The sequence below is a fragment of the Caballeronia sp. dw_19 genome, from assembly GCF_018449515.1.
Classification (GTDB): domain Bacteria; phylum Pseudomonadota; class Gammaproteobacteria; order Burkholderiales; family Burkholderiaceae; genus Caballeronia.
On the sequence record NZ_JAAVUQ010000025.1, the window covers coordinates 18,345 to 44,830 of the forward strand.

22 protein-coding genes and 2 pseudogenes are annotated in these 26,486 nt (G+C 59.8%); 12 read left to right on the forward strand and 12 right to left on the reverse strand.

Annotated elements, in window-relative coordinates; all coding sequences use genetic code 11:
* Positions 1 to 34: 34 nt before the first annotated feature.
* Entirely contained in the window at positions 35 to 751 is a 717-nt protein-coding gene (locus HB376_RS27325; protein ID WP_213766848.1) for an IS6 family transposase, read from the reverse strand.
* 729 nt (positions 752 to 1,480) lie between these two features.
* On the opposite strand from HB376_RS27325, the gene HB376_RS27330 reads away from it, so the two are divergent.
* The 4 genes from HB376_RS27330 to HB376_RS27345 all read left to right on the forward strand — a co-directional run bounded on the left by HB376_RS27330 (position 1,481) and on the right by HB376_RS27345 (position 5,238).
* Positions 1,481 to 1,855, forward strand: a complete 375-nt coding sequence (locus HB376_RS27330) for a DUF485 domain-containing protein (protein WP_213766849.1) — start codon at positions 1,481 to 1,483, stop codon at positions 1,853 to 1,855.
* A complete protein-coding gene (locus HB376_RS27335) occupies positions 1,852 to 3,423 on the forward strand; it encodes a cation acetate symporter (RefSeq protein ID WP_213766850.1) in 1,572 nt (523 codons plus the stop codon). The genes HB376_RS27330 and HB376_RS27335 overlap by 4 nt, the downstream gene beginning before the upstream one ends.
* 77 nt (positions 3,424 to 3,500) lie before the next feature.
* Entirely contained in the window at positions 3,501 to 4,592 is a 1,092-nt protein-coding gene (locus HB376_RS27340; protein WP_213766851.1) for a porin, read from the forward strand.
* A 127-nt stretch (positions 4,593 to 4,719) separates the two neighbouring features.
* Positions 4,720 to 5,238: a MarR family winged helix-turn-helix transcriptional regulator gene (locus HB376_RS27345; protein ID WP_213766852.1), complete on the forward strand. Its 519-nt coding sequence runs from the start codon at positions 4,720 to 4,722 to the stop codon at positions 5,236 to 5,238.
* 6 nt (positions 5,239 to 5,244) lie between these two features.
* Here HB376_RS27345 and HB376_RS27350 read toward each other — a convergent pair whose 3' ends face one another.
* The 7 genes and pseudogenes from HB376_RS27350 to HB376_RS41250 all read right to left on the reverse strand — a co-directional run.
* Positions 5,245 to 5,736 carry a thioesterase family protein gene (locus HB376_RS27350; protein ID WP_213766853.1) on the reverse strand — a complete coding sequence of 164 codons (492 nt, stop codon included), beginning with the start codon at positions 5,734 to 5,736 and terminating at the stop codon, positions 5,245 to 5,247.
* A 4-nt stretch (positions 5,737 to 5,740) separates the two neighbouring features.
* Entirely contained in the window at positions 5,741 to 6,496 is a 756-nt protein-coding gene (locus tag HB376_RS27355; RefSeq protein ID WP_213766854.1) for an enoyl-CoA hydratase-related protein, read from the reverse strand.
* Between the two features lie 4 nt (positions 6,497 to 6,500).
* Entirely contained in the window at positions 6,501 to 7,460 is a 960-nt protein-coding gene (locus HB376_RS27360) for an alpha/beta fold hydrolase (RefSeq protein WP_213766855.1), read from the reverse strand.
* Complete coding sequence (locus HB376_RS27365; RefSeq protein ID WP_213766856.1) at positions 7,457 to 8,677, reverse strand: thiolase family protein; 1,221 nt, start codon at positions 8,675 to 8,677, stop codon at positions 7,457 to 7,459. Before HB376_RS27365 ends, HB376_RS27360 begins: the two co-directional genes overlap by 4 nt.
* Positions 8,674 to 9,081: a zinc ribbon domain-containing protein gene (locus HB376_RS27370; protein WP_213766857.1), complete on the reverse strand. Its 408-nt coding sequence runs from the start codon at positions 9,079 to 9,081 to the stop codon at positions 8,674 to 8,676. The genes HB376_RS27365 and HB376_RS27370 overlap by 4 nt, the downstream gene beginning before the upstream one ends.
* Before the next feature lie 69 nt (positions 9,082 to 9,150).
* Positions 9,151 to 10,782 carry an AMP-binding protein gene (locus HB376_RS27375; protein WP_213766858.1) on the reverse strand — a complete coding sequence of 544 codons (1,632 nt, stop codon included), beginning with the start codon at positions 10,780 to 10,782 and terminating at the stop codon, positions 9,151 to 9,153.
* 605 nt (positions 10,783 to 11,387) lie between these two features.
* A pseudogene (locus HB376_RS41250) lies at positions 11,388 to 11,576 on the reverse strand (transposase); the annotation flags it as partial.
* A gap of 200 nt (positions 11,577 to 11,776) precedes the next feature.
* Between HB376_RS41250 and HB376_RS27385 the strand changes: the two are divergent.
* Positions 11,777 to 12,492, forward strand: a protein-coding gene (locus HB376_RS27385; protein ID WP_213766859.1) for an IS6 family transposase whose coding sequence is annotated in 2 segments (ribosomal slippage) — positions 11,777 to 11,882 and positions 11,882 to 12,492 — 717 coding nt in all. Because the reading frame shifts where the segments join, the coding sequence is not laid out codon by codon here.
* Positions 12,493 to 12,727: 235 nt separating this feature from the next.
* Here the strand turns inward: HB376_RS27385 and HB376_RS27390 are convergent.
* The gene (locus HB376_RS27390) at positions 12,728 to 13,195 is read right to left on the reverse strand and encodes a hypothetical protein (RefSeq protein WP_213766860.1); all 468 of its coding nucleotides are present in this window, start codon (positions 13,193 to 13,195) and stop codon (positions 12,728 to 12,730) included.
* Positions 13,196 to 15,191: 1,996 nt separating this feature from the next.
* On the opposite strand from HB376_RS27390, the pseudogene HB376_RS27395 reads away from it, so the two are divergent.
* A pseudogene (locus HB376_RS27395) lies at positions 15,192 to 15,854 on the forward strand (transposase); the annotation flags it as partial.
* 80 nt (positions 15,855 to 15,934) lie between these two features.
* Positions 15,935 to 16,345 carry a GFA family protein gene (locus HB376_RS27400; RefSeq protein ID WP_213766861.1) on the forward strand — a complete coding sequence of 137 codons (411 nt, stop codon included), beginning with the start codon at positions 15,935 to 15,937 and terminating at the stop codon, positions 16,343 to 16,345.
* 67 nt (positions 16,346 to 16,412) lie between these two features.
* Here HB376_RS27400 and HB376_RS27405 read toward each other — a convergent pair whose 3' ends face one another.
* A complete protein-coding gene (locus HB376_RS27405) occupies positions 16,413 to 17,345 on the reverse strand; it encodes a 3-hydroxyacyl-CoA dehydrogenase (protein WP_213766862.1) in 933 nt (310 codons plus the stop codon).
* A 21-nt stretch (positions 17,346 to 17,366) separates the two neighbouring features.
* Positions 17,367 to 18,488, reverse strand: a complete 1,122-nt coding sequence (locus HB376_RS27410; RefSeq protein WP_213766863.1) for an NAD(+)/NADH kinase — start codon at positions 18,486 to 18,488, stop codon at positions 17,367 to 17,369.
* 104 nt (positions 18,489 to 18,592) lie between these two features.
* On the opposite strand from HB376_RS27410, the gene gcvPA reads away from it, so the two are divergent.
* Both gcvPA and gcvPB read left to right on the forward strand, forming a co-directional pair.
* Complete coding sequence (gcvPA, locus tag HB376_RS27415) at positions 18,593 to 20,011, forward strand: aminomethyl-transferring glycine dehydrogenase subunit GcvPA (protein ID WP_213766864.1); 1,419 nt, start codon at positions 18,593 to 18,595, stop codon at positions 20,009 to 20,011.
* Complete coding sequence (gene gcvPB, locus HB376_RS27420) at positions 20,001 to 21,554, forward strand: aminomethyl-transferring glycine dehydrogenase subunit GcvPB (protein ID WP_213766865.1); 1,554 nt, start codon at positions 20,001 to 20,003, stop codon at positions 21,552 to 21,554. The genes gcvPA and gcvPB overlap by 11 nt, the downstream gene beginning before the upstream one ends.
* A 55-nt stretch (positions 21,555 to 21,609) precedes the next feature.
* Here the strand turns inward: gcvPB and HB376_RS27425 are convergent, their stop codons facing one another.
* The gene (locus HB376_RS27425; RefSeq protein WP_213766866.1) at positions 21,610 to 23,019 is read right to left on the reverse strand and encodes an aminotransferase; all 1,410 of its coding nucleotides are present in this window, start codon (positions 23,017 to 23,019) and stop codon (positions 21,610 to 21,612) included.
* 169 nt (positions 23,020 to 23,188) lie between these two features.
* Between HB376_RS27425 and HB376_RS27430 the strand changes: the two genes are divergently transcribed.
* The 3 genes from HB376_RS27430 (at position 23,189) to HB376_RS27440 (ending at position 26,449) form a co-directional block, all read left to right on the forward strand.
* Positions 23,189 to 24,646: an NAD-dependent succinate-semialdehyde dehydrogenase gene (locus tag HB376_RS27430; RefSeq protein WP_213766867.1), complete on the forward strand. Its 1,458-nt coding sequence runs from the start codon at positions 23,189 to 23,191 to the stop codon at positions 24,644 to 24,646.
* Between the two features lie 65 nt (positions 24,647 to 24,711).
* Entirely contained in the window at positions 24,712 to 25,509 is a 798-nt protein-coding gene (locus tag HB376_RS27435; protein WP_213766868.1) for an IclR family transcriptional regulator C-terminal domain-containing protein, read from the forward strand.
* A 184-nt stretch (positions 25,510 to 25,693) separates the two neighbouring features.
* Positions 25,694 to 26,449: an SDR family oxidoreductase gene (locus HB376_RS27440; protein WP_213766869.1), complete on the forward strand. Its 756-nt coding sequence runs from the start codon at positions 25,694 to 25,696 to the stop codon at positions 26,447 to 26,449.
* The last annotated feature ends 37 nt before the right edge of the window (positions 26,450 to 26,486 follow it).

The following is a 26,486-nucleotide window of genomic DNA, read 5'->3' on the forward strand; positions in this document are numbered from 1 at the left end:
CGAGGCGAGAAAATTCCGAGATGAAAAGGAGTCCTTATACCACTAACGAATAGAACTGAGCAGCAACGGTTCGGGTAATGCCGCTGTCCATCATCTGGCCTTTCTTGATCGTATGCATTGTCTCAATGCCTGACAGGATGATGCGGGCACACCGGAAATCCTTGAAGCCCATCATTGGCCTGATTCGGCGTTTGATCGCCCGATGATCCTGTCCGACGATGTTGTTCAAATACTTGACCTGCCGGACCTTGATGGGCGTTTCCCGTTCAGCGTTGATGGCCTGAAGGGCGGCCAGATTGGCCCCGCTTTTATCCATGGTCACGGTCTCAGACGCGCCGTTCCGATCGATGGCTTTCTCGAAGTAGCGGCGCGCTGCAGCCTGGTCGCGATGCGCCCGCAGCAGGAAATCAACCGTATGACCGGCCTTGTCCACGGCGCGATACAAGTACTTCCACTGGCCGCGTACCTTGACGTAAGTTTCGTCCATCCTCCAGCTCTTGCCGACCGGGCGTTTGTGCCTGCGAAAGGCTTTCTCGAACACCGGCACCAGTTTGATCACCCAGCGATGCACGCTCGAATGGTCAACCTCCAAACCCCGTTCGGCCATCATCTCCTCCAGCTGGCGCAGGCTTGGCGGGTAGGCCACGTACCATCGGACACACAGCAATATCATGTCCAGCGGATAGTGCAGGCGCTTGAGTACCTTCGCTACGCCCGCAGGCATGGTTCTTCTTACCGTCGCCTTCTTCATATCACGCTTCACTTCGGGAAAATGTCCGCCTGGATTTTACTCCTGCACCCTTAGCGCGACACAACCTGACAATGTCCAGTACGGCGGAACGACGCGACGTGTACGGGCTTTTCGTGAAGGCCGTTCATCAACGGCCAGCATGGTTAGGCGCCCGTTTCTTATGCGCTTTGCATTGGCATGCAGCGCCGCACAAGGCGCTCGTCCGCTGGGACCATATTTTTAGCTAAGGTCTTCATTCGCTTATGCGACTGCGTACCGGATTAAGGGACACGACGATCTGGGGTCGCATCGTATTGTGCGAGCCTGACGGCATGTGAGCATCTCTCAAATATCCGTAATGGCTCTGATTGGCGAATGTTTATTGATAATTTCGTATTGCTACATATAAAGTTTGCCCTCATTGCGAGGCAGTCCAACTATTAGTCCGCGTTCCTGCAAAGTGCTCGAACGCGGTAGGCTCCGACACCTCAACGGCGACTCAACTTTCGGGCACTTGATCCCTTAAGGTCTCTAAATAGATGAGGCTCCATACATGCATCGCGACAGCGGTCGCATCAGTGCCTAACGAAACTTGACCCTCTCCGCTTTATGTCAGTTGGCTCCGCCCTTCTATTCGGGTAAGTCCTATTTATCTTTTCATTTCACATGATATGATTATTCCCAGTTGAAAAGACAAAACGCGGGTTATCCGCAGACACCGGTGCCTCGTCGCGCCGACCGGAGGAGACAATGCCAGCCCCATCGCTATCCGTACCATCCATCAAGGCCACGACACTGGACGAATTCGCCGCGTCGCTGCCTGGATTCAACGAACTCTCGAGCACCCGCCGGCGTCTAGGGTCCGCCACGATCATTACTGTCATGACCGTCTATGTCGGCTTCTTCGCGCTCATCGCGTTCGCGCCCGCCTGGCTAAAGACGCCGATCACAGGGTGTGGTTCGCTGGCTTTCTTGCTCATGTTCCTCATGTTCATTGTCGCGTGGGCCATCACGTGGCTGTATTTAAGCTATACGACCCGCAAGCTCGCGCCGCTCGACGCACAAGTGCGCACGGCGCTTCTTGCTCATCTCGACACGGCAGACGGTTCGGAGCTTTCCCGATGAACGGCAATCGAACCCTGACCATCGCCGTTTTTGCCTGCCTCGTCGTCGGCATGTTTTTCATCATTGCGCGCGCGGCACGTCGCACCAGCAGTTCCGCCGACTTTCTCGCGGCTGGACGAAGCATTTCAGCAGCACAGAACGGTCTTGCCATCGCAGGCGACTTTATGTCAGCGGGCACCTTCCTCGGCACGACCGGCTTGATCTATCTCTATGGCTTTGATGGCACGCTGATTCTGGTGGCCGCCATTTTCGGCTTCTTGCCGTTGCTGCTGATTGCCGAGCGATTGCGCAATGCAGGCGCCTTCACGCTCAGCGAAGTGCTGTCGAAGCGATTCCAGGACTCAACGTTGCGCGGCGTCACAGCGCTTACGTCCCTCGCCGTCAGCCTGCTCTATCTCGTCGCCCAGTTGGTTGGCGCGGGCATCTTGCTGCAAGCGTTGACCGGCTTTCCTTATGCGCTCGCCGTGGTGATCACGGGGGTGCTGATGACCATCTATGTCGGGTTCGGCGGCATGCTGGGTGCATCGTGGGTCATGATCGTCAAGGCGATCATCCTGCTGGTCGTCGGCGCGGCAATGTCGGTCACGATTCTTGGCCTGACCGGCTGGCACCTCGATCTACTGATGCAGAGCGCAGCCGCAGGACACGCCAAAGGGCTTGCCTACCTGCAACCGGGGTTGCTGCTGCCGTCGTCGCATCCATTCGATATCTTGTCGTTCGGTCTCGTCTACATGCTCGGCACCAGCGGTCTCCCGCATGTGTTGATCCGCTTCTTCACGGTGAAGGACGGCAATGCCGCGCGCCGCTCGCTCGGCTGGGCCGTCGCGGTCATGGGCGTTTTCTTTCTCATGATTGTCGTGCTGGGCCTGGGCGCGCGCGCCCTGCTGCATGGACCTGACGCGGTCGACGCCGCTGCCGTTGGCGGCAATCTCGTCGCGCCCATTCTGGCCAAGGTCCTCGCCGGCGGCGACGGATCGACCGGCGGCGCGCTGGCAATGGCGTTCATCTCTGGCGTCTGTTTCCTGACAATCCTTGCAGTCGTATCAGGACTCCTGATCTCCGCGGCGGGTACGGTAGCCCACGATCTTTTCGCCGGCATCATCTGGCGCGGGCGGCCGGATATCGAGCGCCGCGAGCGTCGCATGACACGTGTGTCGTCTGTGGTCGTTGGCGTCATTGCGACGCTGTTCAGCATTGCGATAGGCACCGGCTTCAACATCACGTTCCTGCTCGGACTGGCGTTTCTCGTGGCGGCGAGCGCGAATCTGCCCGCGCTGGTCTGCACACTCTTCTGGCGCCGCTTTTCGCGGGCAGGCGCGATGGCCGGGTTGGCGGGAGGCCTCGTAGTGTCGATTATCGTCATTGTCCTGTCGCCTACCGTCATGGGCCAAGCGGCGTGGATTCCCTTGAAGTATCCGGCAATCATCAGTATTCCTATTGGATTTGTCCTCTGCTGGCTCGGTACGGTGTTGCGTCCCGACAGGGACGCCGCGGCTCGCTACTCGGAATTGCGCCTGCATACCGAGATAGGCGTGGGCGCACGAAGCAGCGCTGTCGCAGGTCACTGATCCGGAAACGGAACGCACCACAAACCCATTCGATCGTCTCCCCCATCAGGGGAGACGCTCCAAGCCTGGAGAACGACATGAAACGACACGCCACGACGGCGGCTGCCGTGCTGTTTGGCATCGCCTGCAATGCCCACGCACAAAGCAGCGTTACCTTGTACGGAATGGTCGATATTCTGATGGATATATCCAACCAGGGAAAGGGCACGCTTACGCGCATGACGAATGGCGGTATGGCGGGCTCACGCTTTGGATTCTCCGGCGTGGAAGATCTCGGCAACGGCTACAAGGCAATTTTCAAGCTTGAGGACGGCTTTGCACCGAACACTGGTGTGATCGAACAGGGCGGCGCGCTGTTCGGGCGGCAGTCGTGGGTCGGCCTGCAGGGTCCACAAGGTGCGCTCACCCTTGGCCGGCAATATGCACCGGAGTTTCTCGCCGTGAGCGAGTACGATGCGTTTTACGCCGCGCTTGGCGGCAGCTTCTGGAACATCGACCGGACATTGCCGAACGGCACGGTGCAAAGTACGTTGATGACCGATATCATCACGAGTCGAACGAACAATTCCGTCGTCTATGCGTCGCCGTCCTTTCGTGGCGCTTCCGTGGGGTTGATGGCGGGCGTGGGCGGCGTACCCGGCTCGATCAGCAGCGGCTCGACCTTGAGCGGCGCGCTGAACTATGTCTATGGACCCGTGGCGCTCCACACGGGCTACTTGCATATGAAGGACGCCACCGACCCCGGCTTCTACGAAGAATGGGGCGTTGGCGGCAGTTACGTGATCGGTCCCGCGAAGGTCTACCTCGGCTACACAAAGGATATCTACTCCGATACAACCACAGCGGCGACCATTGCCAATACGTTGCGCTATGCAATAGCCAATCTCGGCCTGAAGTATCTGTTGACGCCGTCGCTGACGCTGGTTGCGCAGGCATCGAAAATCATCAATACGTCCGACGGCCTGCGCGCATCGCAGAACGCCTATGTCGAGGCGGCGGAATTGAGCTATCAGCTTTCCAAGCGCACGAACGTCTATGGTGGATACAGCCAGGTGAATAACAAGAACGGTTCGACCTACTCGCTTGGCGGCGCGGTGTACTACGGCGGACCGGCGGCGCCCGACACGACCGCCCGCGTCTTCCAGTTTGGCATGCGAACCGTGTTTTGATCGAGCAGGCGACGAGCGGTTTCGTCGGGTGGTCCTTTCATTTAAAATGACGCGAAGTGCTGTTTCTTCGATGAGAAACGGCACGCGCGGTGCGCCGCCCTTCCCTCGACCCCGTTCCAGAGCCGCAATGACCTCACGCTCGCGTTCCAGCAAGTCCTCCTCATCACCGCGTACGGCCGCGCAGCCATTCAATATTGACCGGTTCGTGCCGTATCGGCTGTTGAGACTCACCACGCGTATTACCGCGATCGCCTCACGGCGATATGCCGAAAAGCTCGGCGTGAGCATCGCGGAAACACGCGTGATCAACGTCCTGGCGTCGAAAGGCCCCATGTCGACGTATCAGATCGCCGATCACACGGGCATGGACCGCGCCAAGGTAAGCCGGGCGACGCAACGTTTGACAGCGAGCGGAAGGCTCACGCGCGCCGTGAACGAACAGGACAAGCGTCTCATTTTGCTGACGCTTACGGACGGCGGCTGGACGCTGTATCAAGGCATTCGCGAAATACTCGATCAGTTCGAAGGCGAGATCTCCGGTGCAATCGATGCTGAAGGCAGCGCGCAGTTGCTCGCGCTCATCGGCAAGCTCGACCATTTCTTCGATACATTTCCCGCCGACATTGCCGCCAGCGAGGACGACTAAACGGCGTTATCGCTCCGGATTCCGCTGCGCGCCGAGTCGCCATGCAAGCGCGGGTGGCTGCGGTCCCCTTGAGCGACCATGTAGCCCACGCACGATCTCGTGCACTGCGTCGGGCATTGGCGTTACACGTCTCGTGCGCTGGTCCACATGTAGCGACAACAGCTCGAACGTCGCAGCGATTGTCCGATCGGCGTTTGACATGCGCGCCCACCAGTGAAGTCGTTTCGTATCGTGATCGAGCAGGCAGGGTTCGATAGTCACGCACTGGCCCGCTTTCAGTTCATGCAGATAGCGGATGTGGTTTTCCGCGCCAAAAAACGTTCCTTTTCCAAGCGCCGCATAGGTTTCGCCGATGCCGAGACGATTCATCGCCGCGGAAATGGCGTCGATGAAAAGGACCGTATAGAACGGCAGATGCACGTGGCCGTGATAATCGATCCAGGCATCGTCAATCAACCGCGACGATACTGCGAGCCCTGCGTCGCCATTCGGTGTCATCGGATCATTTCCGATAGCCCGCAAGCATGGCGGCGACTTCAGGTTCAGCCAGGTTCCGCCCGATAATGCCTTCAGCGCGCGCCACGCGCACCGGCAGCGCCTCACCGGCTGAAGCCTGGGTCATCTCGCGGCCATGGAGGATCGCGGCGCTGCGCGTCACGTAGAAGCCTGCTCGCTCGCGCGCCGTTTCTTCGAACACATCCGCATCGAGCAACTCGGTAACGAGCCCGAGCGACCACGCATCGCGCGCGCTCAGCACTCGCGCCCCCACACATATTGCATACACCAGAGACGGTGGCAGTTTCTGCGCGAGTACCGCATGAATCAGCGCTGGATACATGCCGAAGCGCATCTCGGGAAAGCCGAGAACGGCGCCGGACGAGGCGATGACCACGTCACTGAGCGCAGGCAGGAGGCACCCTGCACCGAGCGTCTTGCCGTGCAACACGCATATGAGCGGCAGGCGACGCTCGTCGAGCGCGGCGATCAGATCGCGCAGGGCGGCGTATTGCTCGCTGGCGCGCATTTTGAGTTCCGCCATGTCTGCGCCCGAGCAGAAGTTCGCCGCGCCGGCCGCGCTCAGCACGATCGCATCGATCTCGCTGGAACCGCTCGCGGACGTTATAGCGTGCGTCAACGCGTTCAGCATCGTGATCGACAACGCATTGGCGCGCGTCTCGCGCTGGAGGATGACATGCCGCGCGCGGTCACGATCAGTCACTTCGATGAATCCATCCGCCCCATCTGGTGTCAACGCCACGTTCTCATCCTCCTTTGCGCATGCAACCCACGTTGGCGAGCCATTCCAGGATCAGCGCGGCAATGCGCTCGGAACCCGAGTCCATCATCATCATGTGCGAATGGCCAGCCAAGCCCCGCTCGCCAAGCCGCAACTCCCGGGCGCTGCCGCCGGCCCGTTGCCATGCGTCGAGCGCGTGCTGCGCCTTCGCGTCGAGATCGCGCCACAATGCGTCGCGCTCCAGGAAATCCCCCGAGACGCCAAGCAATGGCCGCCCATCGAGCGGCACGGAACCGATCGAAGAAAAATCACCGTGCGGCTCAAGCGCAATGGTTGCGCGCACGAGATCGGGCCGCGCCGATGCGAGTTCCATCGCGAAACCGCCGCCCTGGCTGTGTCCAAGCAGCATGCATGGACCTATCCGCTCGACCAGCGCCAGCAACGCGCGCCGTTGCGCGTGGACCGTGCCGGGCCATCGCGGTACGGTACGGCGCGTGAGATCGTCGAGGCATGTGACCGGGAAACATTGTCCGGGGTACGGAATGCGTAGTTCGTAATCCGAAGCGTCTCCGATCCGATAAAGCGCCCACGATTCCCGTTCACTGCGCACGATGGGCATTCCTTCCCATTCGCCTTCAAGTGCGCAAAAGCCGGCACGCCCGCGCTCCACATTGTCCACGACGTGAACCGCAACGCCCGCGGCAAGGAATTCGTGAAGCCAGCCGGGCCGTCCGTCGGGCGTCGTTTCCCATGTGCTGCCGGTCAATCCGCCGCCATGAATCAGCACAAGAGGCAAGTCGGTGAGCCGTTGCTGGGGCACGAAAAATTGCACGTAGGCTTGCTCGATCCAGTAACGCCCGTTCGGGTCATACTCGAATTCCAGGCCTGCGGACAGCGCCACCCGGCGGGCGGTTTCGCCTTCCACCGTCACGGGCCGGCCGCCTACCGTATAGCTTCCCATCGCGGCCAGATTCAACAAAGTCATGGTTCGCGTCCCAGGATTGCAATGCTGTGACATGCCTGCATGCCGCCGTTCCCGTGCACAAGCCCGATATCCGCGCCTTCCACTTGCAGCCCGAGCGCCTCGCCGCGCAGTTGGCGGATCGTTTCGCTGATGCTGTCCATCACGCAGGACACACCCGGCTGACCGAACGACAACCATCCACCGTTCGTGTTTGTCGGCAGTGTCCCGCTTGGACCCGTTGCGCCGGAACGCACGAATTCGCCCGCTTCGCGCAAGTCGGTAAAACCCAATTCCGCGAGGACCTGTAACTCGACGTGGGCAAACTGCGAGGCGGTCTGCACAATGTCGATGTTGTTGGGATGCAGCCCCGCCATTTCATAGGCTGTCTCGGCCGCGGCGCGGCAACCCGTCGATGTGATGTTAGGCAGGTTGCCAAGCGGCAGGCGGCTGTGCCTGAGCGCCATGCGGTCAGTCAGATATTCGTGCGTCTGGCATTCGCCCGCACCCAGCAGATAAAGCGGCCGCTCGCTCATGGAACGCGCTGTCTGCGCGTCCGTTACGATCACCGCGCCCGCGGTGCCTGGCGGTCCCCACGGCGCGCAATGCCAGAGCCGCAACGGCGACGCGATCATCGGCGAACGCATGACATCGTCGATCGTGACAAGACCTTTGTGTGCCTTTGCCGCATAGGGGTGATGCACGGCCCATTCCTGGCATTGCACGGAGACCGCCGAAAAATCGGCTTCCGTAAGGTCGTACTCATGCATCAGGCGCCGCGCCATTTGGGCGTATATCGTTGGGATGATCGGCTCGTACGGCTGCTCGAATTCGGGGTCCGCATCCATGCCGCCAATCTGGGCCCGCGCGGTGGGCAGGCTCGCGACCGCATCGGCGCCCACGCACAGCACGAAGCGCGCGACGCCGCTCGTGACCGCCAGCGCGGCGTGTTTTAGCATCGAGTTCATGCCGGCGGCGTGAATCGTTATCTCCGATGAATAGCGCGGCGTGATCTTGTTGTACGCCGCGAAGATGTTATTCCATTGATGACGCTGGTCCGACATGGGCGCCCGACCCGTCAGCAACCCGTCGATCTCCTCCTTGGCGAGACCCGCGTCGTCCAGCGCGCGGCGAGTGGCTTCCTGGGCGAGGCGCATGGCGCTTTTTGCCTCGCCCCGTTTGCAGTAGCTGTCGCCAAAACCGACGATCGCGGCCTTCCCGCGCAAGTTATTCGCGTTCATCGTGGCAGCACCTTGAATTTGGGGAGGACGAGTTGTTCGTCGATCTGCTCGAACACGACTTCCAGCCGATCGTCGATTGCCAACGAGTCGAGGTCGTCCGTCAGGAATTCCGCGAACATATGAAACCCCTCATCTACTTCAGCAATTCCGAGTCCGCGCGGAGCAGCGTCGCCGTCATCTGGCCGCAACGGCAGGTACTGGATAGAGAAGGAATAGATGCGCGCGCGTCCAGTCGATAGCCGCCATGCAAGCGCATCCGCAAGACAATACGGGCACAGCGCACGCGGATGGAACACCACTTCACCGCAAGCGCCGCAATGCTGATAACGCAGTTCGCCGCGACGGCATCCGTCCCAATAGGGTTCGCTGTCAAGCGAGGATCGGGGATAGGTAATGTGTTTCACCGGCTGTCTCCTGTAAAGCGCCGCGCGCGGCGCGGGCCCGTGGCCTGCGTGTGACAATCAACGGCAGGATCAGGCTAGATACTGCTCGCGCAGCTTGTGCTTCTGGATCTTCCCGCTGTCAGTGAGCGGCCACGTCTGCGTGAAATGCACGTAGCGCGGCACGCGGAAGTTGGCCATTCGTTGCGCGCAATACGCAATGACCTCTTCTTGTGTCACTTGTTCGTTGTGTCGCGGCTCGATGATCGCCATGACGACCTCGGAGAGGCGTTCGTCGGGCGCGCCGATGACCGCCGCCTGCGCAATACGCGGGTGTCCGAGCAGAACCGCTTCCACTTCCTGGGCGGAGACGTTTTCGCCGCCGATCTTCAGCATGTCCTTTAACCGGCTCGAGAAGTACAGGTAACCGTTGGTGTCGAGATGGCCCAGATCGCCGGTATGCATCCAGCCGTCCGCGTCGATCGCCTTCGCTGTTTCAGCGGGCTGCTTCAGATATCCGTTCATCTTCCACCAGCCGCGCATGCAAATCTCGCCGATCTCGCCTGCCGCAAGCGATGCACCGGTGTTCGGATCGACGATCTTCAATTCACTGCCGTGAATCGGCGAGCCGCAACTGCGCGAGCGGGCGTCCCACGGGTCGTCGACCCACGCGCTCGTGCCGCCGACTTCAGTCGCGCCGTAGATCTGCAGCAGGCCAGGGATATTCATTTCGTCGCGCACGCGTGTCATCAGCTCGGCCGTGCCGACGCACCAGCCCGCCTGCAGACTCGACAAATCGAATTCGCGAAAGCGGACATGGTTCATCTCCATGATGTACATGGCGCCGTAGCCGGAGCGCGCCACGCACCGTTCGCGCTCGATCAGCGAGAGGATGCGCTCGACCTCGTAGTATTCCGCGTTGACCACCTTGCAGCCGATCGTAAGCGGCGCGGGTATTGCGCCACACGAACCGCCGACGTGATAGAACGGCTGCGTGTTAAGGAAGGCGTCGCCCGCTTCCATGCCAAGGCGCTGCATCAGGACACCGCCGAAGTTCAGTACATAGCGATGGTTGCACAGCGCTCCTTTGGGTAGCGATGTCGTGCCGGATGTGTACTGAATAAGAATGGGATCGTCGATATGTTGCTGTTGCTGAACCGCTTTGAGCGTGTCCGGCGACACCGATTCCCCAAGCGCGATGAATGCGTCCCACGGCTGCGCCCGGGAATCCGGCTCGACCGACACGCTCACCACCTTTCGCAGATGCGCGAAGCCTCCTTCTCCAATGTCGCCGCCCGCGTTCCTCGTGCCCACGGGACAGGCCTCGTCGAGCGTCGCAACAAAGTCGTGCTTCAGGAATCGGTCCACCATCACGAGAAGCTTCGCCTCGCTATGATTCAGGAAGTGTTCGACCTCGAAGACCTTGGAGCGGGTATTGATCGCGCCGATGATCGCGCCGATCTTCGCGCACGCCAGTTCGAGAAAAGCGAACTGCGGGAGATTCGGCATCCACGCCGCGACCACGTCGCCATGCTGAATCCCGCTCGCTAGCAAGGCGCGCGCCACGCGATCGACCTGTCTCTTCATCTGCTTATACGATGTTCGCTCGTGCTCGAATACCCAGCCGATCTGATCGCCCCATTTCCGGGCCGCGTCGTCTACTGCGTCCCCAACGCACATTTCCATGATCGGGAAATCGTCATGGTCTTCCAGTTTCAGCTTCACTGTCTGTCTCCTCTTTCAACGTATTCAAATCATATCACATGAAATGAATGTTCCAGAAATCTCATTTTCTGAGCACGCGATGAGGGGCGCTCCCGCCAACGTGGGCTTTGCGCAGGATGTTTTTTGCAATCTTCAAAACGGGCCTACGGCGCTGCGGGCGCGTGAGTGTGCTTGCCTGCAACGCGGTCGTTCATTAGTTTCGCCAGTCACCGGCGCAAGGCAGTAAAAGCGCAGATGACATCCGCACTGCGCCATGGCGTTAAACGTCCCGGCCAGGTCAGGTCAGGTCAGGTCAGGTCAGTTTGTTCGTTGTGGAACTTAACGATTGAGAAGTAAACTTTGACGAACCCGACGCATCGGTAGCCGCCGCTGCCGCCGGACATCGTGACCCGGCGAGAAAGAAGATCGCGCCGCAAGCCGACGCGCTGTCGGCCGCAAATGCGTTAGCAAGATTCACGGCCGGCCAGCGCGTCAGCCGTCACAACTTTGGCGATGAGTCTCATCGATTTCTCCGGTGCCATTCGAAGGTCGCGCGAACGCTAAAATATGTGAAGCGACGATTGCCGCCGCGTCCAAGACGCTCACGGCGACACTAAGAGGCGGTTTCAAAAAGGCTGAACAGATCGCTTGAGTGCGCTCCAGCAGATGAGGCAAGCGGCGAACGTCAGAAAGGCTTCATGGATCTTGGCAAGTCGTTCGTAGCGCATTCGAAGACGATGGAAATTATGGAACCAAGCATGAGTACGTTCGACTATCCATCGATATTTTCCGAGGCCACTACCATGCTCGGATTGGTGAGACGCTGCCGGCACTGATGCTTTTCCGGTTGCTGTGGTGCTTCGTCGGCAGCGAGACCGCGCGATTCCATAGAGCGCGTCCGCTGCTGCGTAGCAGCATCTGCGCCACTTGTTCTGCAGCGAAGCCGACCGGTTGTGTCGCGCTAAGGGTGCAGGAGTAAAATCCAGGCGGACATTTTCCCGAAGTGAAGCGTGATATGAAGAAGGCGACGGTAAGAAGAACCATGCCTGCAGGCGTAGCGAAGGTACTCAAGCGCCTGCACTATCCGCTGGACATGATATTGCTGTGTGTCCGATGGTACGGGCCTACCCGCCAAGCCTGCGCCAGCTGGAGGAGATGATGGCCGAACGGGGTTTGGAGGTTGACCATTCGAGCGTGCATCGCTGGGTGATCAAACTGGTGCCGGTGTTCGAGAAAGCCTTTCGCAGGCACAAACGCCCGGTCGGCAAGAGCTGGAGGATGGACGAAACTTACGTCAAGGTACGCGGCCAGTGGAAGTACTTGTATCGCGCCGTGGACAAGGCCGATCATACGGTTGATTTCCTGCTGCGGGGGCATCGCGACCAGGCCGCAGCGCGCCGCTACTTCGAGAAAGCCATCGATCGGAACGGCGCGTCTGAGACCGTGACCATGGATAAAAGCGGCGCCAATCTGGCCGCCCTTCAGGCCATCAACGCTGAACGGGAAACGCCCATCAAGGTCCGGCAGGTCAAGTATTTGAACAACATCGTCGAACAGGATCATCGGGCGATCAAACGCCGAATCAGGTCGATGATGGGCTTCAAGGATTTCCGCTGTGCCCGCATCATCCTGTCAGGCATTGAGACAATGCATATGATCAAGAAAGGCCAGATGATGGACAGCGGCGTTACCCGAACCGTTGCTGCTCAGTTCTATTCGTTAGTGGTATAAGGATTCCTATTCATCTCGGAATTTTCTCGCCTCGCCGTACTTATCGCGACACAACCGGCGCAACGTCCGCCGGGACATCACTGGCCTCGGCCCAGGCTGAGCTTCCGTACCCGACCCGCAGGAGACAGTCAATTTTTGGGTCGCGGTAGGGGCACTCACCCACAACGATAATCTCGCCATCCGTCGGGATTTATGCATTTTGAATTGGCGCTGTTATAAAGCCCAATTTTTTACGTTAATGTTGTCGCATAGTAAGAAATATCTGCCCTTGACGAACGAACGAAATTTTTCCGGGAACTGTAGCGTTTGGAGTTGAAACAACAACAAAAATGTTTTCCATCACATTAGTGGCTCCTAAGATCGCGGCGTACACTCCAATATTGTTATTTTCCGTATCCCACTCTTTGACGGTCACAGTACCCACAAATGTGTCGCTACAGCCGTTGTTGCACATAGTTGCCTGAAATTCGAAATTTTGTTTTGCTAGAGTAGTGATTGGAAGACCGTTTCCGTCAGTTACCGATATAGTGACATATGCAGAGGGGGTGTTAGTCGCCGCATTTCCGACCCCACTTATTATCCAGGGTGACGCGTCGGCCTGAAGCGAAAACAGCAAAAAAATTGCACCAGAAACGATTGATGCAATTGCGCGTAGCTTGATTTTAAAATTGGACCAATCGCTGCAAGTCGTCGACGGGATCATAGATCCTCCTGTGGGAGAGGTCAGATTTATTTGAGTTGGTTTCGCGATTATTTTGGAATATCCCCCCGCGTTGATTTGTGCGATCTGCCCAGGCCTGAAGGTGATAGTCGAATAGCCTTTGCTAGCGACGCGTACATCAGGACTGTCGATCCGGACGACCGTGACGCCTGCTTGCGGTGTGGATCGGTTGATTTGGTCGAATTCCTCGGTATACGCTTTTGACGCCACAAAACCCAAGTTAGCCGTGCACCAGATCAACAACTGCAGCAGTGGAGCTCAGTGAATGAGCATGCAACTCTCCGACGATATGTAAGGTGCTGGCGCGATGTTTTAGCAGTCGGTTCACACCACAACGGGCACATCGCGCTCAGATCAATATCCTCTTGGCCACGCCGTCGGCGATTGAGCGCGAGGCATCGGCAATTAAGGAATCAGAGAACAATGATAGGGGCACACGAGCACCCCATTTTCAACGTAGCACGCGCGGAGTATGCACCGCGGTGGTGGCGGTTTAATATAAACGGCTGCGGGATCGGTGGCGCTTGGAAATATAGGGACAGGTATTATTGGCGGAGCTGGCGTGCCTTGAAGCACTTCTGGCTCGGCTAGGTCAGGCACACCAGTCTCGCTCTGGTCTTTCCCCTTTGATATTAAGTGCAATGCGAAAGCGTGAAGAACGCGCCTGCTCTCGGCAATCGTAAAACGCACCTCCTCGCCCATTGCCGACAGTGACTCTGCTTCGCCTATTTCCCTGAAATCAATCTTTTCAAGATTGAGATTTTCGACGGCCATGTTTGTGTCCTTTAGATATGTTTTCTCAATTCTCGACAACAGTTCTGCCGGGTAAATGAACGGTAGGCAACCGCAAGGGATAAAGCAACAGTCGATACATTTTTTTATTACGCAATCCAGAATTATGTTCGCAGTTACATCAATTTTATTCTGCCGGCTCATTGAACGACAGATCACTTCGGCCTGCCAGTAGATCTACCTTTTCAAAATGACTTCAATAAAAGCAGAATAACAGGTCGCTAATCTAACGGTCACCTATAAATGTAGCAGCACTGTCGCCTACGTATGTGGGTAGCCATAACAGTTGGGCTAGACCAGAACGAATACGAAATGAACGAAGAGGTAAGGTAACCTGGAGGGATGTTTCCGTAGTGCCAGCGCCTCAGATATCAATGCAGCTGGAAATGGAAAACGATCGTGCCAACTCGCCGAGCTAGCGGCTCTGCACTACATGACCGTAGGTTGGCAGCAACGAGTTCTTATCTCTCCGACTGCGGCGGATGCGCGTCTACCGCTACGCGCGAAGGGTATGCAAGCCTTGATAGCAGCCTGAGGCGGAGTGGTTTTCAGGAAACACAAGCGACAAATAAGAGCAGGAACCCGGTACTCGTAAAGGTGTTACCAGGCGTTCTGCATCTAGTAAACATTTCGCCCGGAGGGCAGACATGGCGTAGCCATTGTTTTCAGTCGAAAAGTTAATCGGAGAGGTGCCGGTACCCACGACCGTGCAACTGAATCTCGAATGGGGACAGCACTTCAGCCACAATAATGGTCTAGAGTTTCGCTTGGCTCCCGGTATACGCTTATCTATTCCTGCATGAACACCTTCAGTCGAGAGACTCGGAACAGGTAATCGAGCTTCTCAGGAAGGACGTCGTCATAACTCACATGTTGAACTGCGAAGGGCAAGAGTGGGTGATCAAAACGTACCTAAGAAGGCATCTGTTCCTAACGGCTATGGTGAGTGAAGGTGCACAAAGCCGCTATGGGTTCTTTATCAACGCAATTAGCCAGCGGGTTCAGCGGGACAAAGTGCTCGAGTGAATACGCTGTCAGCAATCGCGACCTGGTGCCTGTTAGGTTTTTACAAAGCCGACCACGCCAACGCACATCCAGTTGTCCGCTTCTCTCACGCTCTCCGCTACGTTGCCTGCGACTTAACGGAGTGCTGCCACCACGCCCTCGGAGAGCAGAAAACAACAGTCGCGTGGAGCGCGCCAACCTGACCTTGCAGGATCGGCTCGTGAAGGAGTTGAGACTGCGCCACATCGACACACGCGAGGCGGCGAATGCTTATGCGCCCCACTTCATTGCCGACTTCAATGGCCGCTTTGGCAAGGAACCGAGGAGCGCGTTCAACGCACATAGACCGCTGCGCGAGGACGAAGATCTCGACTTGATTCTGAGCTCGCGTGTGCCTCGGCGTGTGTCAAATTCGTTGACTGTGCAGTACGACCGGGTGATTTACATGCTGGCCGATACGGCCGAGAATCGACGCTTGATCCACAAGTATCTGGACGTGTTTGAATACCCCGACGGGCGCATCGAGATACGCGTCAATGGAGCCGCTCTCCCCTATGTCGAGTACGACCGTCTATCGGAGATCGATCAAGGTGCTGAGATCGATAACAAGCGTCTGAGTCATGCGTTGCAGGTAGCGCAGGTGATTCAAGCGCAACGCGACGACCGGCGCGCATCGGGCTCGCCTTCGCGCACCAACCAGGGTGAAGCGCCGCGTTCTAAGGAGCGTAAAGCGGGGACCAAGAAGCAACGCGAACTGACACTCGATGACTTGAATGCGGCGGTCTTGAGAACTGCCGAAAGGCGGGTAGCCGCGGTGGGGAATGACCCTTTTAAGAGAGATTAACAAGGCTAAAAACCAGACACTTCTAACAAGCCCAGACCCCGACATCTGAATCTGGCCTCGACACACGCAAGGAGAAGGTGATGCAAGCGCAGGTGCTCACGGGCGGTTGTTTCTGCGGAAATATTCGCTATGAAGTTACTGGTCGACCATTCAACTCGACTATCTGTCACTGCGCCGACTGTCGAAAAGCGGCTGCAGCACCGCTCGTGGCGTCCTTCTCCGTGAAGAGGCGGGAATTTCAGCTCACGCGAGGCTCGCCCAAAAGCTTTGCGTCGAGCGCTTGGGGTATCCGAAGTTTCTGCTCTGATTGCGGCACGCACCTAACATTCGTCCACTCCGAATTGCCAGACGAGATCGACGTGACCACTTGCAGCCTCGACGTTCCGGAATCCGTTCCCCCTACGGACCATGTGCGCACCGCGCGAAGGTTGCCGTGGATTCATTTGGCAGACGAGCTACCGAAGCATCCAGGGCAACGTCCGACAGCCTGAATTCCGCGGCTTTCGCCTCGTTCCGCCATGGCCGTTCTCGAGCGTATTCGTTTGGCCCTGGCGGTGCTCAAATGTCCATTCGCCTGCGATCGCGGATCAAAGCCATTAGTCGTCGATCACGCCATTGCACGCGTGCGTCCCAGTCATCAAGCGGCAATTCGGCGCGCCGCTCACCGGCTACACGCGCTATCAGTTCGGGTGTCCACGGATCGTGCTGACCCCGTGAGGCGCCCATTCGTTCGTAAGCAGGGCCCATCTTTCGCGCATGGGATTCAATCCCGCCACGCGTGTTGAGATCGACTGTCTCGAACGGCCCGGTCACGGACCAGCGCAGGCCCACCCCATCGCGCACCACACGGTCGATATCAGCCACGGACGCAACGCCGTCACGCACAAGGCAATACGCCTCCCGCAAAATGGCGCCTTGCAGCCGGTTAAAAATAAAGCCCTCTATCTCGCGCGACACTTGCACCGCGCTCATTCCGGCCTCTTCGTAAAGCATGTTCGCGCGAGCTATGGCCGCGTCGGAGGTGAACGGCGCGGCCACAATCTCGATCACGGAAATCAGATACGGCGGATTACCGGGGTGCGCAACGAGGCATCGTGCGCGGCCGGGCAGCGCATCCGCAAAAGAGGAAACCGTCAAAGCAGACGATGAACTCGCCAGCACCGCGTCGGCAGGCGCATATTCATCGATCTGCATGAACAGCTCGCGCTTGAGGTCCACCCGTTCAGGCGCGCATTCCTGCACGAGCACGGCGTCACGGACGGCATCGGCGAGGTTGTCGAGCACGACAATGCGGGCCAGTACCGACTCCGCCGAATCATTCAGCAGGCCGAATTCAGCAAGGTCTTCCAGGCGCGCCCGCACTTCCGGTTCCACTGCGCGCCGCCGTTCATCGGCCGGGTCGTACAGACGCACATTGAAACCCGAGCGCGCGAACACAATGCAAAACGCCACGCCAATACTTCCCCCGCCGACTATTGCTACCGTCCTCATCCTTCCTCCGTGTCAGAACTTTCAATACGCCACGCGCATGACCATGCTCCGGTTCGCGCCGGTGCGAACCCGCAACGGCCCTGCAAGCGCGCGATCCATGTGTGCGTCGCCGGTATCCACGAACAGGCGGCCATCGACTAACGACAACAACTTGTGAACGCTCGCAACTGCTTCGATACGCTGCCGCGGTACGCGGGCCAGCACGCGCGCGCTGATCGGCTGGTTACCACGTCCGAACAGGCATCCCTGGCGTCCGATCACACCGACCACGATGGCCGCCGACGACCATCTGTCCAGCAGACTCAACAACGTTGCTTCGGACGCATCCGCGGCAGCGATGCCGCCGTTCACGATCGCATCGACGCCAAGCAAGGTGCCCTGCACGCCCGCGTGCTCACAGAGCGTTGCCATCGTGGTGCCGGGACCGACGATATAAAGCGTGTCACGCTCGAATTCAGAGGCCAGTTGCCGGCACGCGGCATCGATGTCAGCGCGATCGTTGACGGGCATATGCGCCTTGCTGCCCTGCATGCGCACGCGGTCAACCGGCGCCAGCGCATAGCCATGCAACCGCGACGAACTGTGGTCGGCGCGCAGCATCGCTTCGTCGATATCGAGCAACTCGACCCGCTGCGTATCGAACGCTCCCTGTGCGCAGTGCGCCGCCAGTTCCCCGGCGCGCGCAGCACTCAGCGCGAACACTCCCGAGTACATCTTCACGCCGCACGGCACACCGATCAGCGGGATGTCCGTGCCGGCAGTCGCCGCCACGTCGCGCGCCGTGCCGTCGCCGCCCGCGAACAGGATCAGGTCCGCCCCCGCATCGATAAACGCCCGGCATGCCGCGCGCGTATCCACCGATGAACTCGGCTCGCCCTTTGGCCACGCGACGACTTGCGCATTCAACCCAGCCAGGCGGCACGCGTTCTCGCCCATATCCGCGGCTGCAGTGACAACCCGCACGCGCGATGCATCGAGCGCCCGGAGCTTCAACAGCGCAGGCAACGCCCGAGTGCCGGCATCGAACGACGCATGCAGCGCGCGCGCCGCCTCGACCGTATCGGCACCATCGCTGCCTTTGAGTCCGACCGCGCCCCCAACGCCGGCGAGCGGATTGATCACTATTCCAATACAGATTGCCACGTGCGCGTCGGGCCTTGCGGCAAAAAATTTATGTGGCTATATTGTGCGCCATACAAACAATTGTGCGCAATAGAGAATCTAGGCGCCAGTTACCGGAGCAATGAATGCGAAACCAGCCGCATCCCTTCATGGCGAATTCCGTGAGCGCGATCCAGCAGGAAATGCTGGACGCCATCGGCGCGAAAACGATCGCGGAATTGTTCGAGCAGATCCCCGCCGATCACCGGACTCAAACCCCGCTCGACTTGCCGCCTGCCCTCGCCTCGGAACCGGCGCTGCGGCGCCATCTTATCGATACGCTCAGCCGGAACCGTCACTGCGAAAGCGATCTCAGCTTCCTGGGGGGCGGATGCTGGCGCCATCACGTGCCAGCAATTTGCGACGAGATCGTCCGCCGCAGCGAGTTCCTGACATCGGTCTGGGGCACGCCGTCGTCGGACCAGGGACGCTATCAGGCGTGGTTCGAGTTCTGCAGCCAGTTGGGTGAGCTTGTCGATTGCGATCTGGTGGGCCTGCCCGTCTACACCTGGGGCTGCGCAGCCGGGCACGCGCTGCGCATGGCCTCGCGCCTGAACGGACGGCGTACGGTACTCGTGCCGGAAGCGATTGACCCCGAACGGCTGCTGGTGATCCGCAACTACTGCGAACCGCCCGAAATGGCGCAGCACCTTTCAATCGTGCCGATGCGTTTCGATCCCGCGACCGGACGCATCGACCTGGCCGACGCTGCCGCGAAAATCAGCGACATCGGCGACGATCTCGCCGCTGTTTATATCGAAATGCCGAACTACCTCGGGGTCCTCGAAGAGGATGCGCGGCGCCTGGCTGAACTGGCGCATGCGGCGGGCGCGGAAATGATCGTCGGGGTGGACCCGATCTCGCTCGGCGTGCTCGCACCGCCGCCGTCTTATGGCGCCGACATCGTGGTCGGCACGACGCAACCGCTCGGTGTCCACCTGTATGGCGGCGGCGGGCTGGGCGGATTTATCGCGACGCGCGACGAAGAGCGCTACGCGCGTGAATATCCAACCTTGCTCGTGAGCCTGACGGGAACGAGCCGTCCCGGCGAGATCGGCTTCGGGCTGTCGCTGGCGGAACAGTCGTCGTATGGATCGCGTGAAAACGGCAAGGACTGGACCGGCAACTCCGTCTACCTGTGGGCGATCGCCAACGCGGTGTATTTATCGCTGATGGGACCGCGTGGGTTCGACGATGTCGGCAAGCTCATCACTGCACAAGCCCACTACGCGGCGCAACGGCTGGAAAGCCTGCCAGGGGTCGCCGTGCCGCTGTCCGGCAGCTTCTTCAAGGAGTTCGTGGTCGACTTTTCCGCGACCGGACGCAGTGTCGCGTCGATCAACCACGCACTACGCGAGCGCGGCATCTTCGGCGGCCACGACCTCTCCGCGGACCTTCCGGCGCTCGGCCAGAGCGCGCTTTACTGCGTCACCGAGCTTCACGAACGGCGTGATATCGACCGCCTCATCGACACCCTCAGCGAGATACTGAACCATGACGACTAAGCCACCATTGCGCCGTTATCACGCCGCTGTCTGGGACGAGCCGATCGTCATGGAGATGTCGCGCGAGGGACGCCGCGGCGTGGTTTTTCCCGACATCGATGCGGCAGTTGCCGAGCGGGTCGGCGATCCGCAACAGCTGATCCCCGCATCGATGCGCCGCGCGACGCGCCCGGCGCTCCCGGAGATGTCGGAACCCGACGTGCTGCGCCACTATCTGCATCTGTCGCAACAGACGCTGGGCATGATGGGCATTTCGCTCTTCGGCACGTGCACGATGAAATACAACGCGCGCCTGAACGAAGCCATCACATCGCGCGACGAAGTCGCCGAACTGCATCCGCGCCAGCATCCCGAGACGCTGCAAGGTGCGCTGCAAATCATTCACGCGCTGGATCTCGCGCTGCGCGAACTGTCCGGCATGGACCGCTTCGTCTTCCAGGCAGCCGGCGGCGCGGACGCGGCCTACACCCACGCGTGCATTACACGCGCCTACCACGCGGCACGCGGCGAGCTTGAGACGCGCGATGAAATCATCACGACCATCCAGTCGCATCCGTGCAATCCCGCGACCGCAGCCACCGCCGGCTTCAAGGTGATCACGCTGGCGCTGGAGGAAAACGGCTACCCGTCGGTGGAGGCGCTGAAGTCGGTCGTGTCGAAGCGCACCGCCGCGTTGATGGTCAACAATCCCGATGACATGGGCATCTATAACCCGCACATCAAGGAGTGGGTCCGGATCGTGCACGAAGCAGGCGGACTGTGTTTCTACGATCACGCCAACTTCAACGGCGTGATGAGCCGGATCCGCGCGCGCGAACTCGGTTTCGATGCCTGCATGTTCATGCTGCACAAAACCTTCGGAGGCCCGAAGGGCGGTGGCGGCCCTGCCGTCGGCGCGTACGGGTGCAGCGCCGCGCTGGCGCCTTATCTGCCGGGACCGCTTGTCGTTGAACATAACGGCGCCTATCAGCTCGAACCGGGCGCGGATGGCAGCATCGGACGGGTACGCGAGTTTTTCGGCAATGTGCAAACGGTCATCAAGGCCTATGCCTGGGTGCGGGCGATGGGCGCGGAAGGCATCGCGGCGGCGGCCGACCTGTCCGTGCTCGCGAACAACTACATGACACAGGAACTCATGAAGATCCGCGGCGTGACGTGCTCGCATCCGCACATTGGCGCGTGGCGCATGGAGATGACGCGCTTCAGCCTGGAGACGCTCGAAAAAGACACCGGCGTGACGGTGTTCGATGTGCAGAACCGGATGGTGGATTTCGGCGTCGATGCATTCTGGCTCGCACACGAACCGTGGATCGTGCCGCAGCCCTTTACGCCGGAGGCGGGTGAGATGTGGTCGAAGGAGGACATCGATACCTGGATTGCCGTGCTGGCGCAGATCTGCCACGAGGCATACACCACCCCGGAGATCGTCAGGACCGCGCCGCATAACCATCCGGCCGGGCGGATTGATGGAGCAGCGCTCGAAGATCCGTCACGCTGGGCCATGACATGGCGCGCACACGTGAAGAAACGCGCACAAGCATAAAGACGAATCCAGGAAGCGAACGGTCCGCCGCCTTGCGTGGCGGACCGTTCGTGCTTCAGCCGTTCCAGTGCCCTTCCGCCTTCAGTTCCCCGAAGACCTGATCGACTGCGAACCGCGCACGCTTCACCATCTCGACAATCTCGTCTTCCGATATGACGAACGGTGGCGAAAACGCGATGGAGTCGCCGTCCGGCAGGCCGCGCGTGATCAGGCCATTCGCCAGCGCCGCCTTCGCGACACGCAAGCCGACTTTCAGCGCCGGATCGAAGCGTTTTGCCGGATTGCGTGCGGCCACGAACTCGACTGCGCCAATCAACCCAAAGCCGCGCACGTCGCCCACTGCCGGATGATCGGCGAAGGCCGCACGCAGGTGTTTGTGCATGACTTCGCCGCGCGCGCCGGCTTGCGCCACCAGCTTGTCGTCTTCAATGATCTTCAGGTTGGCGAGCGCCGCGGCGGCTGCGATCGGGTGGCCGCTGTAGGTGAAGCCATGGCCGAACACACCGAGCTTGTCGCTGCCCGACACAATCGTGCGCCACACCTTCTCCGACACCAGACTCGCCGATAACGGCACATACGCCGAGGTCACGCCCTTGGCAACCGTGATCAGGTCCGGTTTCATCCCCATGGCCTCGGTGCCGAACATCGTGCCAAGCCGGCCGAAGCCGCAAATCACCTCGTCGGCGATCAACAGGATGTCGTATTTATCGAGGATCCTCTGGATGGCCGGGTAATAGCCCTCGGGCGGCACGATCACGCCGCCCGCGCCCATCACCGGCTCCATGATCATGGCCCCGACCGTCTCCGGACCCTCGGCCAGGATCAGTTGTTCCAGATCGTTCGCGAGCTTCGCCACGAACTCCGCGTCACTCTGCCCCTGTTCGGCTTCCCACAAACGGTGCGGCGCCGTGGTGTGTTTGATGAACGACAACGGCAGGTCGAAGCCGTTATGCAGGCCCGGCAAACCGGTCATGCCGGCGGTGACTACGGTCACGCCGTGATACCCCCGCCTGCGCGCAATGATCTTCTTCTTGAGCGGCAGGCCGCGCGCGTTGTTGTAATACCAGACGAGCTTCACCTGCGTATCGTTCGCGTCCGACCCGGAGTTGCCGAAGAACACCTTCGACATCGGCACCGGCGACATCTCGATCAGCTTCTGCGCGAGCAGGATCGGCGCATCCGTCGACATCGATGCGAACGTGTGGTAGTAGGCCAGCTTCATGGCCTGCGCGTGCATCGCGTCCGCAATCTCACGGCGCCCATATCCCACGTTCACGCACCACAGCCCCGCCATCGAGTCGATGTAGCGCTTCCCGCGGTTGTCTTCCAGCCACACGCCCTCGCCTCCCACCATCACGAGCGGTCCGTTGCGTTCGTGATCGCTCAGCGCCGTGAACGGATGAAAAAAGAACTGCCGGTCCAGATCGTTGAGATCGGGCACGGGGCCCGCCACGGGAAAACTCATGAACATTCTCCAAGTTGGAACAGATAAAAAGCAGACTAAAAGCGCAACGCGTTATGTCGGCGACAATTATCCACCGCATATTTGTGCGCATTGCGTCATTTTGGGCGATATGAGAACATAAATCAACGAGTCGAAATTGATCAAACGCCCAACCGAGGAAATTTCAACGATGCTGACACTCAAAGATCCGACCCTGCTCAAACAAGCGCTGTTTCTCAACGGCGAGTGGATAGTCGATACGGGTGCGGGTTTTATCGAGGTAGCGAACCCGGCAACCGGCGCACTGGTAGGTAAGGTGCCCAAGGCCACCCGTGCGATGACCGCTACCGCCATTGAAAAAGCGCATAGCGTTTTGCCATCGTGGAGCGCACGCCCTGCGGTTGAACGTTCGCAAATAATCAAACGCTGGTTCGATCTGATCGTCGCCAACGCCGACGATCTCGCCCGAATCCTGACCGCGGAGCAAGGCAAACCGCTGGCCGAGGCCCGCGGCGAAATTTTGTACGGCGCAGCGTTCTTCGAGTGGTATGCGGAAGACGCCAAGCGCCTGCACGGCGAGGTGCTTCAGGCGCCTTCAGCCGGCCGGCGCATGCTTGTGCTTCGCCAGCCAATCGGCGTATGCGCAGCAATCACGCCATGGAATTTTCCGATGGCCATGATCCCGCGCAAAGCCGCGCCCGCGCTCGCCGCCGGCTGCACGATGGTGCTCAAGCCGGCCAGCGCGACGCCCTTCTCCGCACTCGCACTGGCCGAACTCGCGCAGCGCGCCGGCTTGCCCGCCGGCGTATTCAGCGTGCTGACAGGAGCGGCATCGGAGGTCGGCGATGAACTCGCCATCCACCCCCTCGTGCGCAAGCTCACTTTTACCGGCTCAACGGAAGTCGGCCGGTCGCTCATGCAGAAGGCATCCGGAACGATCAAGAAAGTCGCAATGGAACTGGGCGGTAACGCGCCGCTGATCGTATTCGATGACGCCGATATCGATGTCGCCGTCGCCGGGACGATCGCGTCCAAGTTCCGCAACATGGGCCAGACCTGCGTGTGCGCGAATCGAATCTACGTCCAGGCGGGCATTCATGACCGCTACGTCGAGGCGCTCACCCGCGCAGTGAACGCGCTGACAGTGGGCGATGGCTTCGAGCAAGGCGTGACGCAAGGCCCGCTGATCGACGAACAGGCAGTGGCGAAGGTCGAGGAACATGTTGCGGACGCACTCGCGCTGGGGGCAAAAGTCGCGACAGGCGGCAAGCGCCACGCGCTGGGCCGGTCATTTTTCGAGCCGACCGTGCTGACAGGCGTCACCCAGTCGATGAAAGTCGCGATCGAGGAAACGTTCGGCCCCGTTGCGCCCGTTTTCCGCTTCCACACTGAAGAAGAAGTCGTAGCCGCAGCGAACAACACGGAATTTGGCCTCGCCGCCTACTTTTTCACCCGCGACAACGCGCGCGTCTGGCGAGTCAGCGAGGCGCTGGAATGCGGCATCGTGGGCGTGAATACAGGTGCGACATCCTTTGAGGGCGCGCCGTTTGGCGGGGTGAAGGCATCCGGCGTCGGGCGCGAAGGGTCCATGCACGGCATCGAGGAATTTACCGAACTCAAATATGTGTGCATTGCCGAAGTCTGCTGATAAGATTTACTCAATGCACAATTTGTGCGCCATGCGCCCACTGCGCTTATTTAAAGAGGAAGCATATGGCCGCATACGAGACGACTCTGGATGACGACGACGAAGTTCGCGACCGCGACTACGTCGGTTCGTTCGCTCGCGGACTGGAAGTCATCAAGGTATTCAACCGGCATATGCCGCGTCGCACGCTGAGCGAAGTGGCCGAAGCGAGCGGCATGACACGCGCGACGGTCCGGCGTTTTCTGCTCACACTCGTGCGCGAAGGCTACGCCGAGACCGATGGCAAGTACTTCAACCTGAAGCCGAAGATCCTTGAAATCGGCTTTTCGGCGCTGTCGTCCATGAACATCTGGGATATCGCCCAGCCGATCATGAATGCGCTCTCGGCCAACGTTCAGGAGTCGTGCTTTGCCGCGGTGCTGGACGGCGATTCGGTCATCCATGTCGCGCGAGCTGCGTCGAATCGCATTGTGAATGTGGGGATTTCCATTGGCAGCCGGACCCCGGCGCACTGCGTATCGACGGGACGGGTGTTGCTCGCCGCCTTACCGGATGCCGAGTTTCAACAGTACCTGGAAACCACCAAGCTGCAGAAATTCACGCCGAACACGGTGACGTCGAAGGTCAAGTTGCGGGAACTGGTGGAGGAAACCCGCTTGCGCGGCTGGTCGATTGTCGACCAGGAACTGGAGATCAGCCTGCGCTCCATTTCCGTACCCATTCGCGACCGCGACGGCAAGGTCGTGGCCGCCCTCAACGTATGTTGCCCGGCTGACCGCGTCACGCCACAAGACATCAGCACACGGATTCTTTCCGCCATGCTGGAAGCATCGAAGGACATTACCCGGGCACTCCAGGCCTGATTCTTATTGATCTATCCCCGTCTTATGAAAACGGCCCGCCTCGCGGGCCGTTTTTTTTCGTCCTTTTTTCATCCATTAGTCATCCTTCGCTGCCGATTTATAATGACACGATGTTTACATGGCGAACTTTTGTGCGCTAATATCGATTCGCCATCGGAATACATCACTATCGGAGTCATCGTTCATGCAGTCGTCAGTGAAAGGTAAGGTCGTATTGGTTACGGGAGGCGGTCGCGGCCTCGGTCACGCCATCGCGTCGATGTTTGCCGAACACGGCGCGGTAGGGGTGGTGGCGGATTTGCCGTCGTCCACGCGGATGGCCCCGCCGCCCGGCATGACGGCGCTCGATTGCGATGTGAGTTCCGAGGCCAGCGTCGCCGCATGCGTGACGGCGACGATCGAGCAATTCGGCCGTCTCGACGTCGTGGTCGCCAATGCGGGACTTGTGCCCGGCTGGCGTACGACGGACAGCATCGACTTCGATGAATGGGACCGCGTCATGGCCGTTAACGCCCGCGGCGTGGCGATCACGATTTCCAGGACCGCCAAGGTCCTGAGCGTCACGCAAGGATCGATTGTCGTGATGGCATCGATCAATTCGTTCGCGGCGCACGGCCGCCAGATGCTCTACACCGCGTCGAAACACGCGGTACTGGGCATCGTGCGCGCTGCGGCACGCGATCTGGGTCCGCAGGGCGTGCGCGTCAATGCGCTTGCTCCCGGCCCGATCGCGACGGACGCGCTGCTTGATCGCATCCGCCATCGCGCCGGCACAGGCGGCACAGAAGCCGATACCGCGCTGCAGGAACTCGCGCACGGCAATTCATTGGGACGCCTCGCCACCGCGGCCGAGGTTGCGAAGGCCGCGATGTTCCTGGCATCGGATATGGCGAGCGGCATCACGGGCGTGCTGCTCCCCGTCGACGCCGGCTTGCAGTAATCCCGCAAGTAATCCCCCGCAAGTATTCCCCGCACGA